This window comes from Streptacidiphilus sp. MAP12-33 (assembly GCF_041261265.1).
Classification (GTDB): Bacteria; Actinomycetota; Actinomycetes; order Streptomycetales; family Streptomycetaceae; genus Streptacidiphilus.
In genome coordinates this window covers 53,995-67,723 of the sequence record NZ_JBGCCA010000023.1, presented here as the reverse complement: position 1 = coordinate 67,723, position 13,729 = coordinate 53,995, and the positions used below count along the sequence as shown (strand labels likewise).

Annotated in this window: 13 protein-coding genes; 7 read left to right on the top strand and 6 right to left on the bottom strand. The window is 73.6% G+C overall.

The window, feature by feature from the left end; genetic code table 11:
• The first annotated feature begins 122 nt into the window (after nucleotides 1-122).
• Both ABH931_RS22670 and ABH931_RS22665 read left to right on the top strand, forming a co-directional pair.
• Nucleotides 123-716 carry a hypothetical protein gene (locus ABH931_RS22670; RefSeq protein WP_370116156.1) on the top strand — a complete coding sequence of 198 codons (594 nt, stop codon included), beginning with the start codon at nucleotides 123-125 and terminating at the stop codon, nucleotides 714-716.
• A 10-nt stretch (nucleotides 717-726) separates the two neighbouring features.
• Nucleotides 727-1,980, top strand: a complete 1,254-nt coding sequence (locus ABH931_RS22665; RefSeq protein ID WP_370116154.1) for an amidohydrolase — start codon at nucleotides 727-729, stop codon at nucleotides 1,978-1,980.
• 28 nt (nucleotides 1,981-2,008) lie between these two features.
• Here ABH931_RS22665 and ABH931_RS22660 read toward each other — a convergent pair whose 3' ends face one another.
• The 3 genes from ABH931_RS22660 to gndA all read right to left on the bottom strand — a co-directional run bounded on the left by ABH931_RS22660 (nucleotide 2,009) and on the right by gndA (nucleotide 6,173).
• Nucleotides 2,009-3,031, bottom strand: a complete 1,023-nt coding sequence (locus ABH931_RS22660; protein WP_370116152.1) for an alcohol dehydrogenase — start codon at nucleotides 3,029-3,031, stop codon at nucleotides 2,009-2,011.
• Nucleotides 3,032-3,095: 64 nt separating this feature from the next.
• On the bottom strand, nucleotides 3,096-4,646 hold the full coding sequence (locus ABH931_RS22655; RefSeq protein ID WP_370116150.1) for an APC family permease: 1,551 nt from the start codon (nucleotides 4,644-4,646) through the stop codon (nucleotides 3,096-3,098).
• 84 nt (nucleotides 4,647-4,730) lie between these two features.
• Entirely contained in the window at nucleotides 4,731-6,173 is a 1,443-nt protein-coding gene (gene gndA / locus ABH931_RS22650) for an NADP-dependent phosphogluconate dehydrogenase (RefSeq protein ID WP_370116149.1), read from the bottom strand.
• A 328-nt stretch (nucleotides 6,174-6,501) separates the two neighbouring features.
• On the opposite strand from gndA, the gene ABH931_RS22645 reads away from it, so the two are divergent.
• Both ABH931_RS22645 and ABH931_RS22640 read left to right on the top strand, forming a co-directional pair.
• A complete protein-coding gene (locus ABH931_RS22645; RefSeq protein WP_370116147.1) occupies nucleotides 6,502-8,037 on the top strand; it encodes a serine/threonine-protein kinase in 1,536 nt (511 codons plus the stop codon).
• A 10-nt stretch (nucleotides 8,038-8,047) separates the two neighbouring features.
• Nucleotides 8,048-8,596, top strand: coding sequence for a histidine phosphatase family protein (locus ABH931_RS22640; RefSeq protein ID WP_370116145.1), 549 nt, complete (start codon nucleotides 8,048-8,050; stop codon nucleotides 8,594-8,596).
• On the opposite strand, the gene ABH931_RS22635 is transcribed toward ABH931_RS22640, so the two are convergent.
• Nucleotides 8,569-9,933: a DUF2254 domain-containing protein gene (locus ABH931_RS22635; protein ID WP_370116143.1), complete on the bottom strand. Its 1,365-nt coding sequence runs from the start codon at nucleotides 9,931-9,933 to the stop codon at nucleotides 8,569-8,571. The genes ABH931_RS22640 and ABH931_RS22635 overlap by 28 nt on opposite strands.
• Nucleotides 9,934-10,103: 170 nt before the next feature.
• Here ABH931_RS22635 and ABH931_RS22630 point away from each other — a divergent pair, with 170 nt between their 5' ends.
• The 3 genes from ABH931_RS22630 to ABH931_RS22620 all read left to right on the top strand — a co-directional run bounded on the left by ABH931_RS22630 (nucleotide 10,104) and on the right by ABH931_RS22620 (nucleotide 11,597).
• A complete protein-coding gene (locus ABH931_RS22630) occupies nucleotides 10,104-10,370 on the top strand; it encodes a GlsB/YeaQ/YmgE family stress response membrane protein (protein ID WP_370116141.1) in 267 nt (88 codons plus the stop codon).
• Nucleotides 10,371-10,464: 94 nt separating this feature from the next.
• Nucleotides 10,465-10,659, top strand: coding sequence for a YegP family protein (locus ABH931_RS22625; protein WP_370116139.1), 195 nt, complete (start codon nucleotides 10,465-10,467; stop codon nucleotides 10,657-10,659).
• 149 nt (nucleotides 10,660-10,808) lie between these two features.
• Entirely contained in the window at nucleotides 10,809-11,597 is a 789-nt protein-coding gene (locus ABH931_RS22620) for an SDR family NAD(P)-dependent oxidoreductase (protein WP_370116137.1), read from the top strand.
• Between the two features lie 283 nt (nucleotides 11,598-11,880).
• On the opposite strand, the gene ABH931_RS22615 is transcribed toward ABH931_RS22620, so the two are convergent.
• Together ABH931_RS22615 and ABH931_RS22610 are read right to left on the bottom strand one after the other, a co-directional pair.
• The gene (locus ABH931_RS22615) at nucleotides 11,881-12,195 is read right to left on the bottom strand and encodes a UBP-type zinc finger domain-containing protein (protein WP_370116135.1); all 315 of its coding nucleotides are present in this window, start codon (nucleotides 12,193-12,195) and stop codon (nucleotides 11,881-11,883) included.
• Between the two features lie 36 nt (nucleotides 12,196-12,231).
• Complete coding sequence (locus ABH931_RS22610) at nucleotides 12,232-13,707, bottom strand: aminobutyraldehyde dehydrogenase (RefSeq protein ID WP_370116134.1); 1,476 nt, start codon at nucleotides 13,705-13,707, stop codon at nucleotides 12,232-12,234.
• Nucleotides 13,708-13,729 lie beyond the last annotated feature (22 nt).

The window sequence follows — 13,729 nt, the reverse complement described above, 5'->3', positions numbered from 1 at the left end:
GGGCCGGCTGTGGCGCGGGCCGACCGGCCGTTCACCGGCACGGGTGGCCCGCGTCGCGGGGCGGGCCGCGCGGGCGTCTAATCGAAGGCGTCCTGACCGGCCACGATCGTGAGGTCCGACCGATGCGCAGCATTCGCCTGTTCGCTCTGCCCCTGGCGCTGGTGGGTGCCGTGACGCTCGTCAGCGCCTGCAGTTCCTCCTCGACGAGCAACAACTTCTCGGGGACCACGCTCAGCACCCCGACCCCCGGCCCGGCGACCGGTGCCTCCGGGGTGGGTCCCTCCTCGCTCGCGTCCCTCGCGTCGGCGGGAGCGGCCGCGGCCGCCTCCGCCTCGGCCGCGAACGAGGCCCGTGCCTCCGCCTTCGCCTCCTCGGCGGCCGCGCAGTCCACGGCGAACGCTGCCCTGTACCGTGCCGAGGTCGCCAAGGCCTCCGGCCGTGGCAACGCCGTCGCCGAGGTGAGCGCTGCGGGCATCCCCAAGACGCAGACGGGCGGACTGCACGGGGCCCTGGTCACCATCACCAACCGCAGCGGCTCCACGGCCTCCTACGCCGTGCAGATCGACTTCGTGGACTCGGCGGGGCACGTCGTGGACACGGACGTCGTCGGCACCCGGGACCTCGCGGCCGGTGCCACCACCACCCCCGTCGCGTTCAGCACCAAGGACATCTCGCTCACCCTGTCGCCCGTGGTGGCGAAGGCCCAGCGGTTCTGAGGCGGCGACCGTGAGGGACGCCGTACTCGGCGGTCTGCCGGAGATCCGCGAGCAACTGGCCGGGCTCTACCGGCACCTGCACCAGCACCCCGAGCTCTCCCTGCGCGAGACCCGCACGGCCGCGCTGCTCGCCCGGCGCCTGCGCGAGGCCGGATACGAGGAGGTGACCGAGCAGGTGGGGGTGACCGGCGTCGTGGGCGTGCTGCGCAACGGCGAGGGACCGGTGGTGATGCTCCGCGCCGACATCGACGCCCTGCCGGTCGAGGAGCAGACCGGGCTGCCCTACGCGAGCCGGGTCCGCGCCACCGACCAGGACGGCCGGGAGGTGCCCGTGATGCACGCGTGCGGGCACGACATGCACGCGGCCTGTCTCGTCGGCGCCGCGACCCTGCTGGCGCGGTCGCGCGACCGGTGGCGCGGCACGCTGCTGGTCGTCTTCCAGCCCGCAGAGGAACTCGGCGTCGGCGCGCGCGGGATGGTCGACGACGGCATGTTCGAGCGTTTCGCGCGGCCGGACATCGTGCTCGGCCAGCACGTCGCGCCGCTGCCGGCCGGGTTCGTCGGTTACGGCACCGGCCCGGTGATGGCGGCCGCCGACTCCCTCGACATCACCCTGCATGGCCGGGGCGGACACGGATCGCGGCCCGAGTCGACCGTCGACCCCGTGCTGATGGCCGCGCACCTGGTCACCCGCCTCCAGGGGATCGTCGCCCGCGAGGTGCCTCCGGCGGAGTCCGCCGTGGTCACCGTCGGGCGGCTCCAGGCCGGGACGAAGGACAACATCATTCCCGACCGCGCCGAACTCGGCGTCAACATCCGCACCTACACGCCGCAGACGCGTGAGCTGGTCCGCTCCGCGATCGAGCGCCTGGCCCGGGCCGAGTCCGCGGCGTCGGCCGCCGTGGCCGAGCCGGACCTCGTCTGGTCGGGATCGCTGCCCGCGCTGGTGAGCGACCCGGAGGCGACCTCGACCACGATCGCCGCCTTCACCGCTCACTTCGGCGCCGCGCGCGTCCAGACGATGCCCCAGGTGAACGCGAGCGAGGACGTGGGTGTGTTCGGCACCGCGCTCGGCGTGCCGACGGTCTTCTGGTTCTGGGGCGGCCTGGACACCGGGCCCACGCTGGCCGCCCTCCAGGAGGGCCGCCTCGACGAACTGCCCGGCAACCACTCCCCGTTCTTCGCCCCGGTCGTCGAACCCACGTTGACCACCGGCGTCGAGGCCCTCACCGTCGCCGCCCTGACCTGGCTCGGATCCCCCTGACCGACGGGCCCTGACCGCGCGCGTGCCGTCAGCCGTTGGTGAGGACCATGCGGAAGCGGGCCGAGCCGCTGAGCATCTTCTCGTAGGCTTCAGCCGCCCGGTCGAGAGGGAGCGTCTCGACCATGGGGCGGATCGCGTGCAGGGCGCTGAAGGCCATGGTGTCCTCGACGTCCTGCGCGGTGCCGGAGGGGTGGCCGTGCACCGACTTCGCGGACATGACCAGCTGGGTCGGCGCGACGCCCAACGGTGCGGTGTCGACCCCGACGACGACCACCTCGCCGCGCGGACCGAGGCCGTCGACGGCGGCGGTGATGGCCTCGGAGTTCGCGGCCGTGGCCAGCACGACTTTCATGCCGCCCAGGGCCTGCAGGGCCTCGGCGACGGACGTGCCGCCGGTGCTGTCCACGTAGTGGTGGGCGCCGAGCTGCCGGGCGAAGCCCTCCTTGTCGGCGCCGCGGGCGATGGCGACCGTCTCGAAGCCCATGGCCGCGGCGTACTGCACACCCAGATGGCCGAGGCCGCCGAGCCCGAGGACGGCGACGCGGTCGCCGGGCCGCGCGCCGCTGCGGCGGAGCCCGTTGAAGGTGGTGACCCCGGCGCAGCCCAGGGGCGCGGCCTCGGTGGGGGTGAGCGCGTCGGGGATGCGGGCGAGGGCGTCGAAGGGCACGATCGCCTCTTCGGCGAAGCCGCCGTCGTAGGCCCAGCCGGGGACCTCGAGGTTCTGGCAGACGATGAAGTCGCCCTGGCGGCACGGGGTGCAGTAGCCGCAGCTGCCGCCGAACCAGCCCACCGCGACACGGTCGCCCACCGCCCAGACGTTCGGGGTGGCTTCGCCCAGTTCGGTGATCCGGCCGGCGATCTCGTGACCCGGCACCAGCGGGAAGGTGACGCCGGGGAGCCCGGCCTGGACGAAGTACGAGTCGCTGTGGCAGACCCCGCAGGCCTCCACCGCGATCCGCACCCGGCCCGGGCCGGGTGCGGGCACCTCGCGCTCGGCGATCTCGAACCGGCCACCCGGTGCGGTGACCTGCGCGACGCGATACGTGGACATAGCTGAGCCTTTCGCGGTGACATCCCCCGGCCCAGTAGACGGCCCGCGCCGCCGTCGTGCACCTTCAGGTCGTGTCGCCGGGCACCGCCGGATCCGCGGTCGGCGCCGGGCCGTCCCCGCGCAGGCCCTCGGCCTCGGTGAGGCGTCGGCCCACGCGGCGGGCGGTGGACGGGGCGGCGCAGACCAGGACGACGGCGGCCGCCAGCCAGCCGCCCGCGACGATCGGGAACCAGTGGCCCGGGCCCGAGGACGGATAGGGGATGACGTTGCGGTAGACGGTGTAACCGAGCAGGCCCAGCGCGCCGAGCGGGATGAGGACCTGCCACATCGGCACCCGCATCCGGCGTTGGACGAAGACCAGGCGGATCGCGCCCAGTGTGGTCAGCACGTACGCGACCAGCAGGATCAGGGTGCCGATGGTGCCGCCCCAGACGAAGGTGTCCTCCGGGACCGCGGAGAACGCCACCACGCAGACGCCCAGCACGAGTGCCATGGTCAGGGAGACCGCCGTCGCCGCCCAGGCCGGGGTGCCGGCGCGGGAGATCCGCCCCGGCCCCCGGTCGCCGAGGCTGTCGCGGCCCAGGGCGAAGAGCAGGCGGGCCGAGCCGACCGTGCAGGCCAGGCAGCAGCCGAAGGCGCTGACCGTCGCGCCAAGGGTGACCGCGTCGCCCACCCACGGGCTCAGATAGGCCCCGCCGAGGTCGCCGATCAGGGAGGGGGAACCGCCGAACGCGTTCACCCCGGCCGTGTCCGCGCCGAACCCCATCATCTCGATCCCGGTCACGACCACGAAGAACACGCCCCCGAAGAGCGTGGTGCCGAGGATCGCGCGGGGGATGTCGCGGCGTGGCTCGTTCGCCTCCTCGCCGAGGGTGGAGGCGGCCTCGAAGCCGGCGAAGGAGAGGAACCCGAAGACCACGCCCAGGAAGAGCGCGGACGGCGCGGTGCCCGGCGCCACGGTGAAGACGGACAGGGTGAACCGGTGCCCCTCCGGGGCGTTCCCGGCCACCAGCCGGACCAGGACGACGGCGCTGATGGCGAGGATCAGCGCCACGGTCGCGCCCTCGACGGTCAGCAGCACGTTCGTGCCACGCCGGACCGAGGCGACGGTCAGCCACCAGGCCAGGACCAACACGCAGCCGGTGAGGACGAACGGGGCGTCCACGGGCGGATGCGGCCACGCGCCGGTCCGCTGGAGGAAGGAGGTGCCGAAGATGCCGACCACGGAGGAGGTGGTGACCCCGTAGAAGAGGTAGGTGCCGATCAGCCCCCACCCGGCCACGACACCGCAGCGCGGGCCGAGCGTGGCGCCGACGAAGGCGTAGACGGAGCCGGAGTGGTGGTAGTACTGGCACAGCCGGACGAAGACGTAGGCCGCCAGCAGCACGCCGACGGCGGCGATCAGGAAGGCGAGCGGCACGGCCCGTCCGACGCTCGGCTCGGCGGCCTGCGGGTTGATGTTGACCGCCATGCTGGGTGCCATCAACGCCATGGACAGGCCGACCGCCTGCCAGACGTTCAGACTGCGGCGCAGGCGCGGTTCCTGGGGCGCGGCCTCGGCCGCGGTGACGGATGAGCCGGATCTCGAGTGGGGACGTTCACTTGAGTCGGACATGGCTACGAGTGTGACCCTCACCCGGGCCGGACGTAAGACGTCAGGCCGGGGAACGTGAGACCCGGGAACGTCAGCACCGGACCGTCAGGACTGGGTCTCCGGGCGGCCGGGGTCGGCCCAGTGGGTGTGGAAGGTGCCGGGGCGGTCGGTGCGCTGGTAGGTGTGGGCACCGAAGAAGTCGCGTTGGCCCTGGATCAGCGCCGCGGGCAGGCGTGCCGCACGCAGGGTGTCGTAGAAGGCGAGAGCGGCGGAGAAGGCGGGGGCCGGAACGCCGCGCAGCGCCGCCGTGGCGACGACCTGGCGCCAGGAGGACTGCGCCTCGGTGATCTCCGCGGCGAAGCCGGGCTCGGCGAGCAGGCTGACCAGCTCCGGATCGGCCGCGTGGGCGGCGCGGATGCGGTCCAGGAAGGCGGCCCGGATGATGCAGCCGCCCCGCCAGATCCTCGCGACCGCGCCGAGGTCGATGTCCCAGCCGTACTCGGCGGCGCCGTCGCGGATCATGGTCCAGCCCTGGTCGTAGGCGATCACCTTGGAGGCGTACAGGGCCTGCTCCACCTGGCGGGTGAAGGCCTCGGCCTCGGCGGGGGAGAGCGGCTGTCGGGCGTCGCCGCCCGGCAGGGGCCGGTAGGCGGCGCGCAGGGCGGCCCGGCTGGACGCCACCCGGGCGAACGTCGCCTGGGCGATGGCCGTGACGGGGGAGCCGAGGTCGAGGGCGGTCTGCACGGTCCAGCGTCCGGTGCCCTTCTGCTCGGCCGCGTCCTTCACGATGTCCACGAAGGGCAGGCCCGTCGCGGCGTCCACGTGGGCGAGGATCTCGGCCGTGATCTCGATGAGGTAGGAGTCGAGGCGGCCCTCGTTCCAGCGCCGGAAGATCTCCGCGATGTCCGCCGGGGCGTGGCCGGCCACGTCGCGCAGCAGGTGGTAGGCCTCGGCGATGAGCTGCATGTCGGCGTACTCGATGCCGTTGTGGACCATCTTGACGAAGTGCCCGGCGCCGTCGGTGCCGATGTGGGTGCAGCAGGGGTCGCCGTCGACGTGGGCGCTGATCGTCTCCAGGATGGGGCCGAGCACGGCGTAGGACTCGGCCGAGCCGCCGGGCATGACGGAGGGCCCGTGCAGGGCCCCTTCCTCGCCGCCGGAGACCCCGGTGCCGACGAAGTGGATGCCACGCTCGCGCAGCGCCTTCTCCCGGCGGCGGGTGTCGGCGAAGTGGGCGTTGCCGCCGTCGATGATCATGTCGCCCCGCTCGAGCAGCGGGGCGAACTCCTCGATGACGGCGTCGGTGGGCTCCCCCGCCTTCACCATGATCATCAGGCGGCGGGGGCGTTCGAGCGCGCCGACGAACTCCTCCAGGGTCTCCGCCGGGACGAACGCGCCCTCGTGGCCGAACTCCTCCACCAGCGCCCGGGTGCGGGCGGCGGTGCGGTTGTGCACGGCCACGGTGTAGCCGTGGCGGGCGAAGTTGCGCGCCAGGTTGCGGCCCATCACCGCGAGCCCGGTGACCCCGATCTGGGCGGTCCCCTCCATCGTCGACTCCTCCTCGCCGTCGCCCGCCCGGCGGGCGGGGCGCTCACCAGGCGAGGCTACGAGAGGGCCCGCCGGTACGCACTCCGGGCGGCGGCTGCCCCCGGCTCACCCGTGTCGTGCGCACGTCCGAGCACCGAACGCATACGGGAACGATGCCGGTCGCCAACTGCCGTTTTGGGCAAGGGTTGTGGAGGTGACCAGGCTTGGCCGCCCGGTCGCTGGGCAGGATTCGGCGCAGCGGAACCGCAGGGCGGTGGCACGGCAGTACGGCTGAAGGGCAGGTGTCATGACCGACGACCCCTCCAGAGCGGGCCAGGAACGATGGCTCGTGGGACGTTACCTGTTGGGCGAGCGGCTCGGCCGCGGCGGCATGGGTGTCGTCTGGCGGGCCCACGACCAGGTGCTCGACCGGGAGGTCGCGGTCAAGGAGCTCAACGTCGTCGGCGTGGGCGAGGAGGACACGGGCGTCCTCTACGCCCGGATGCAGCAGGAGGCCAGGGCGGCGGCGCGGATCGACCATCCGGGCGTGATCACGATCCACGACGTGGTCGAGCACGAGGGCAGGCCGTGGATCGTGATGGAGCTGGTCGACGGCCGGTCGCTCGCCGAGATCATCACCATGGAGGGGACGCTCCTGCCGCGCGACGCCGCACGGGTGGGTGCGCAGGTCGCGTCCGCGCTCGTGCAGGCGCACCGGTACGGCGTTCTGCACCGTGACGTCAAACCCGCGAACGTGCTGATCGAGCGCCGCGGCCGGGTGGTGCTCACCGACTTCGGCATCGCCCAGTTCGCCGGAGGCGGGGGCCTGACCAGGACCGGGGAGATCGTCGGCTCGCCCGACTACCTCGCCCCCGAGCGGCTCACCGGCCACCGCACCGGCCCCGAGTCGGACCTCTGGGCCCTGGGAGCGACCCTGTACGCCGCGGTCGAGGGGCAGTCGCCCTTTCTGCGCGCGACCACGATCGGCACGCTGCAGGCGGTGATCAGTGACCCGCTGCCGCAGGCCGCCCACGCCGGGCCGCTGGCGCCGATCCTCGACGTCCTGCTGCGCAAGGACCCGGAGCAGCGCGCCACCGGCGACGAGGCCCTGGCACTGCTGGAGGAGGTGGCGCAGGGCCGGACACCGCGCACGCCGACCGTCATCTCCCCGCTGGTCGCGCCGACGCCGCTGACCGTCCCGTTCCCTCAGTCTCCGCCGCCGGGCGCGCCGGGCGCGGCGGGGACGGGCGCCACGGTGCCGTTCGTGCCCGTGTACCCGACGGCGCCCCAGGCACCGCCGCAGGCAGGGCGTTCCGGGCGCGGACGGCGGACCTGGCTGTTCGTCGCCGCGGCGGCCGTCGGCGCCGCGCTGGTGGGCGGCGTGGCCGCGGCCGCCGTGCTGACGGCCGGGCCCCACCCGGGCACCCGGGCCGGTGCTGTCAGCACCGTCGGAGCGGGCACCTCCACGACACCTGCGGGAGGCGGCGGCGCCCCACCGTCGGCGACCCTCACGCCCACCCCGACCCCGACGCCCACCGCGCCCGCGTCGCCGACCGTCACCCCGACCCCGACCCCCACACCGACGCCGCCTGCGGCCACCGATCCCGCGTCCGTGGTCACCGCCTACTACAGCGCGATCAACGCCCACGACTACGGCACCGCATGGAACCTGGGCGGCAAGAACCTCGGCGGCTCCTACGGCTCCTTCGCCTCGGGCTTCTCGGACACGGTCAACGACACCGTCACCATCGACGCCGTCAGCGGCGACACGGTCGACGTCCACCTGCACGCCGTCCACACCGACGGGTCGACGGCGGACTACAGCGGCTCCTACACCGTCCAGTACGGCGAGATCACCCAGGCCTCGCTCCAGCGCATCGCGTAGGGGGCCCGCGATGGCCGTCGAGATCGTCTACGAGACCCACTCGACCACCGTCGACAACGAGGCCGGGATCGCCACGGGTTGGCTGCCGGGACGGCTCTCGCCCCGCGGACGGCGCCAGGCCGCCGAGTTGGGGGAGCGCCGTCGCGGCGACGGCTTCGCGGCCGTGTTCACCTCGGACCTGCACCGTGCCGTGCAGACGGCCCAGATCGCCTTCCCTGACGGCCGGCCCGTGATCCACCGGGACCGCCGTCTGCGCGAGTGCGACTACGGGGAGCTCAACGGCGCGCCGGCCGCCGTGATCGCGGCCCAGCGCGCGCGACGCCTCACGGACCCCTTCCCCGGCGGCCAGCGCTACCGCGAGGTCCTCGATGCCACCGCGTCGTTCCTGCGGGATCTGCTCGCCGAACGGGACGGCTCCCGCGTCCTCCTGATCGCCCACTCCGCCAACCGCTGGTCACTCGACTGCCTGCTGGCCGGCGCCCGTCTGGAGGACGTGCTCGCCTCTCCGCCCCCGTGGCGCGCGGGCTGGCGCTACACCCTGCCCGGTGACTGGTCGTAGCCGGCGCGGACGGCCCGGTGGCTGCGTTCGACGTCGGCGCGGTCGGAGGGTTCGGGGACGGTGGCCTCGCAGGTGCGCAGGACCAGGTCGGCCTGTTCCATGAGCAGCGCGCGGCGCTCGGGGGCGTGGGTCTGGCGCATGATCTTGTCCAGCGCGTCGAGCTGGCGGATCATCACGGCGGGCATGCCCACCGACGCCTGCCGGATCTTCTCGAACGAGCGCCGCACCAGTCGGTCGTAGTCGGGCTGGTGGGCGATGACGCGGACGCGTCCGTGACGGTCCCGGTGGACGTGCTGGGGCTGCCACGTGGTGCTGATCCGGCACAGGCAGTCGCCGAGCCAGTCGATACAGGTGATCGCGGTGAAGGTGTCGTTGATGGCCGCGGACAGGGCGCGCAGCCCGATCTCGACGAGCTGGTCGAAGCCGAACGACACGTCCTGGGTCAGGGTCCGGTAAGGGCCGGTGACGTGGCCCCGGCGCAGCGTCGCGGTGACGTGCGCGGCGGCCTGCGGGGGCCACACGTAGGCGAGGGGGTGGCCCTGGACCAGGAAGTGGCCCGGCCGGAAGGGGATGTGGATCACGGCGTCGGCGTCCTGGGCGATGCGGACCAGCCGGTCGTGGCGCAGGTACTGGAGGTAGCCGCTGGCGGAGGTGGTGATGACGGCACCCTCGGTCCGCAGGCGCTCGAGCAGTTCGGTGGGCGACGGCCCCTGCTCGCTCCCGTCCGGTGCCTCGGTGCCCAGGGCGCTCTGGTCCTCGATGGCGTCCGCCAGGTCGTGCGCGATGGAGGCCACGACCTGCGGCAGCTGGATCGAGCGGGCGATGTGGTTGATGAAGTAGATCAGTGTCGCCAGGTCCACCAGGGTGAGCCCGAGGGTGGTGGTGATGGAGAGGTGCGGCACGAAGTCGCCGTGCGGCCCGGAACTGATGGAGACCAGGACCAGCACGGCGTACAGGAAGGTGGCGACGAAGGTTCCGAGGGTCAGCTGGGTGCCGCGGTCGCGGATGAAGTTGCGCAGCATCCGCGGCCCGAACTGCGTGGACGCCAGGGTGAGCGCCACGATGGTGATCGAGAAGACGAGGCCGACGACGGTGATGACGGCTGCCGCGATCGTGGTCAGCACCTGCCGGGCCCCGTCGGCGCTGCCGCTGAGGACCCAGCTGGGCAGCTGGACGCTGCCGTTGTAGGCGGCCCGGTCCACGGCGAGCGTGAGAGCGAACAGGCCGGCGGCTCCCAGCGACTCCAGGACGGGCACGAGCCAGAGGTTGGTGCGCCGGCTCTCACGCCGCCAGTCGGCCGCGCGGGCCCTGCTGCGGGAGTGGGAGGTGCGCGGCATCGGGATCTCCGGCGGGAACGAGGGCAGCGCCCTCGGGCGCTCCCGGCTCGGCTGCCGGCCGGCCTTCCCGGCGCCCTGACCCCAGGTTAATCCCGCCCCTCCGGCTCGGCGCGGCGTGCGCCGCCATGCCTGTCGCGCATGGGGACGCCGTGCGCGGGTAGGCGCGCGGCATGGCGACTTACATCATCTATCTGCTGATCATCGGGCTGGTCGCCGGGGCGCTGGCCCGGCTGCTGCTGCCCGGACGCGACCCCATCGGCCTGCTCGGGACGGTGGTTCTCGGCGTCGTCGGCTCGTTCGTCGGAGGGTTCCTGGGCGACGAGATCCAGCTGCACCACTGGTCCCACAGCTTCCACACCAGCGGGCTGCTGTGGTCGGTCCTGGGCTCGCTGATCGTCCTGGGCGTCGCCCGCCTGACCACGCACGGCAGGGCCTGACGGCGCTGCCGCGAAGTGATTCGGGATGCACGGCGCACGACACGATCGGATGATGGCCCCACGGGCCGCCGCGACCCGGCACGAAGGGAGCGCGATGAGCACCGGAACCCCGCACTTCGAGGTGTGGCAGGGCGAGGACAACGAGTGGCGCTGGCACCTCAAGGCCGCCGACGGGCGGATCGTCGCCGAGGAGACCGGATTCGACACCGAGGACGACGCCAGACGCGCCTGCGACGCGGTCAAGCGCGCGGCCACCGACGCCCGCATCCTCTCCACCAGGCCGGCGTAGCCGGGAACCGGGGGCGGCCCGCTGCCTGGTACCCGCAGTCCCAGGAAGACGGGTCCTCTCGCTGACCTCGTGGTGTGTCCGCATGGTGGGGACAGGGGAGTCCGCCTCCCCGAGACACGACGAGACGTAACGAGACGAGGAAACCCCTGATGAGCAGCGACAGCCTCGCCCTGGTCACCGGAGCCACCTCCGGCATCGGCCTGGCCTACGCCGAACGCCTGGCCGCCGACGGCCACGACCTGATCGTCGTCGGCCGCACGAAGACGAAGCTGGACGAGTTCGCCGCCGCCCACCCGCACGTCGAGGTCCGCGTCCTGGCCGCCGACCTGTCCACCCCCGAGGGGATCGACGCCGTCGCCGACGCCGTCGCCGCCGAGCCGCTGGACATGCTGGTGAACAACGCCGGGGTCTCCCACTACATGCCGCTGGCCGACCTGCCCGCCGACAAGGCCAGCGAGGTCGTCAACGTCAAGGTGCTGGCCCCCACCCTGCTCATGCGCGCGGCCGTGGGCGGCATGCAGCGGCGCGGGCAGGGCACGATCGTCAACGTCGCCGGGATGATCGCCTTCAGCGGCCCGGCCGACCCGAGCCTCATGCCGCGCCGCGCCGTCTACGCCGGCACCCTGGCCCACCTGGTGGCCATGACCCAGACCCTGGCCGCCGAGCTGGACGGCACCGGCGTGCACGCGCACGTGGTCTGCCCCGGTGTCGTCGCCACCAACTTCCACACCGTCCAGGGGCTGGACCTGAGCGCCGTGCCCCGGATGAGCGCCGACGACGTGGTCACCGCCGCCCTGGCCGGCATCGCGCTCGGCGAGACCGTGATCGCCCCGGGCGTCGAGGACCCGGGCCTGCTGGACGCCGTCTTCCGGGCCGACCTGGCCGCCTTCGGCGGCCAGAGCCCGAAGCTGGCGAGCCGGTACCAGGGCACCGACTGACGGGTCTTCCGGTCCACCGGGTTCACCCCCGCCGGCGAGCACGCGCACCACGACGTCTACGCCGAGCAGTGCCCGTGCCGGGCCCTGCCCGACCTGCTGGCCACCAAGTGGTCCGCGCCGGCCGTCGGCGCGCTGGAGGAGGGTCCGCAGCGCTTCGGTGCGCTCCAGCGCCGGCTGTAGGGGGTCAGTCCGGAGGCGCTGACCCAGACGCTGGGCCGACTGGAGCAGAACCTGGGCGGCGTCCACGCGGCGGGCCACGCGGCGCGGTGAGCGCGCCGGCGCGTCAGTGGGCGGGGACCAGGAAGACCTCGTCCACGTAGCACCAGCCCCAGACCTCGCCCGCCTTGAGCGTCCGGGCCACCGGGTGGCCGGTCCGCTCCGCGTGGCCGTGCGCGTGTCGTCCCGGTGAGCTGTCGCAGCAGCCGACCTCCCCGCACGAGGTGCACAGGAGCAGGTTGACCCAGCTGCCCCCGGAGCGCAGGCACGCCCCACACCCTGCCGTGCGCGCGGCCGGCGCGGGGGCCGGTTCGAGATGCCCGCACGTCCGGGCGCGCGCGGCGCCGAGCGGTTGCTCGACGCGCCACCTCAGGAGTTCCACGTCCTGGTCCACTGTTCCAGCAGACCACAGGTGCGGTCAGGCCGGGCGGAAGGACGCGTGGTCGGTCGCCGACGCCGCGTGCTTGATCATGAAGTGGCGGGTGACCGTGTACTCCAGGATCGCCTCGTGGCTCATGTCCTTGCCGAAGCCGCTCCCCTTGACGCCGCCGTGCGGCGCCTCCGAGGCGATCGGCAGGTGGTCGTTGACCCAGGTCACGCCCACGTCCAGGCGGTGGCCGACGCGCAGGGAGCGCCCGACGTCGTTGGTCCAGACCGACGAGGCGAGGCCGTAGCGGCTGTCGTTGGCCAGGGCGACGGCCTCGTCCTCGTCGTCGAAGGGCAGCACGACGAGGACCGGTCCGAAGACCTCGCCCTGGACGATCTCGCTGTCCTGCCGGGCGTCGACGACGAGCGTCGGGTGGTAGTAGGCGCCGGGCCCGTCCGGGAGTTCGCCGCCGACGACGGTGCGGGCGCCCGCCTTGCGGGCGCGCTCCACGAAGCCGTGGACGCGGTCGCGCTGGTCGAGCGAGACGAGCGGGCCGATGTCGGTCGCCGGGTCGCGCGGCGCGCCGACGCGGATGCCGGCCATGGTCGCGCGCAGTTGGTCCACCATGTCGGCGTAGCGGGAGCGGTGGACGTAGACGCGGGTGGCGGCGGTGCAGTCCTGGCCCGTGTTGTAGGTCGCGCCCATGGCGATCGCGTGCGCGGCGGCCGCGACGTCCGCGTCCGGGAAGACCAGGGCCGGCGCCTTGCCGCCGAGTTCGAGGTGGACGCGCTTGACGCTCTGCGCCGCCGCAGTCATGATCGCGCGGCCGGTGCCGGTGGAGCCGGTCACCGAGACCATGTCGGTGCCGGGGTCGGTGACCAGCGCGCTGCCGACGTCCGCGCCGCCGGTCACGACGTTGAGCGCGCCCGCCGGCAGGCCCGCCTCCAGGGCCAGCCGTGCCAGCCGGACGGTCGAACCCGGCGTCGTCGGCGCGGGCTTGAGGACCACGGTGTTGCCCGCCGCGAGCGCCGGGCCGAGCTTCCAGATCGCCATGACGAGCGGGAAGTTCCACGGTGCGATGCTGCCGACCACGCCGATCGGGCGGCGCACCAGCATCGAGGTGTAGCCCTTGCTGAGCACGCCCGCTCCGGTGCCCTCCAGCGAGCGCGCCGAGCCGGCGAAGAAGCGCAGGTTGTCGGTGGCGAACGGCAGTTCGCCGTCGCGGAAGGTCGCCCACGGCTTGCCGGACTCGCGGACCTCCAGCTCGGTCAGCTCCTCGGCGTGCTCCTCGACCAGGTCGGCGAGGCGCAGCAGCACCCGTGCCCGCTCGCCCGCCGTGCGGTCCGCCCACGACGCGGCGGCCGACCGTGCGGACGTGACGGCGGTGGCGACCTCGGCCGGGGTGGCCTCGGTGATCTCCGCGACGGCCTCGCCGGTCGCGGGGTCCCGCAGCGTCCGCACGCCGCCGCCGCCGGGGCGGCCCTCTCCGTCGATGAACAGCCCGTCGATGTGCAGACCGTCCGTCATGTCTGGTCCTCCCGTGCCGGAA

Coding starts and splice junctions, on each gene's coding strand:
- ABH931_RS22670 (WP_370116156.1), top strand. CDS start 123: ATGCGCAGCATTCGCCTGTTCGCTCTGCCCCTGGCGCTGGTGGGTGCC.
- ABH931_RS22660 (WP_370116152.1), bottom strand. CDS start 3,031: ATGTCCACGTATCGCGTCGCGCAGGTCACCGCACCGGGTGGCCGGTTC.
- ABH931_RS22655 (WP_370116150.1), bottom strand. CDS start 4,646: ATGTCCGACTCAAGTGAACGTCCCCACTCGAGATCCGGCTCATCCGTC.
- gndA (WP_370116149.1), bottom strand. CDS start 6,173: ATGGAGGGGACCGCCCAGATCGGGGTCACCGGGCTCGCGGTGATGGGC.
- ABH931_RS22640 (WP_370116145.1), top strand. CDS start 8,048: ATGGCCGTCGAGATCGTCTACGAGACCCACTCGACCACCGTCGACAAC.
- ABH931_RS22635 (WP_370116143.1), bottom strand. CDS start 9,933: ATGCCGCGCACCTCCCACTCCCGCAGCAGGGCCCGCGCGGCCGACTGG.
- ABH931_RS22630 (WP_370116141.1), top strand. CDS start 10,104: ATGGCGACTTACATCATCTATCTGCTGATCATCGGGCTGGTCGCCGGG.
- ABH931_RS22625 (WP_370116139.1), top strand. CDS start 10,465: ATGAGCACCGGAACCCCGCACTTCGAGGTGTGGCAGGGCGAGGACAAC.
- ABH931_RS22620 (WP_370116137.1), top strand. CDS start 10,809: ATGAGCAGCGACAGCCTCGCCCTGGTCACCGGAGCCACCTCCGGCATC.
- ABH931_RS22610 (WP_370116134.1), bottom strand. CDS start 13,707: ATGACGGACGGTCTGCACATCGACGGGCTGTTCATCGACGGAGAGGGC.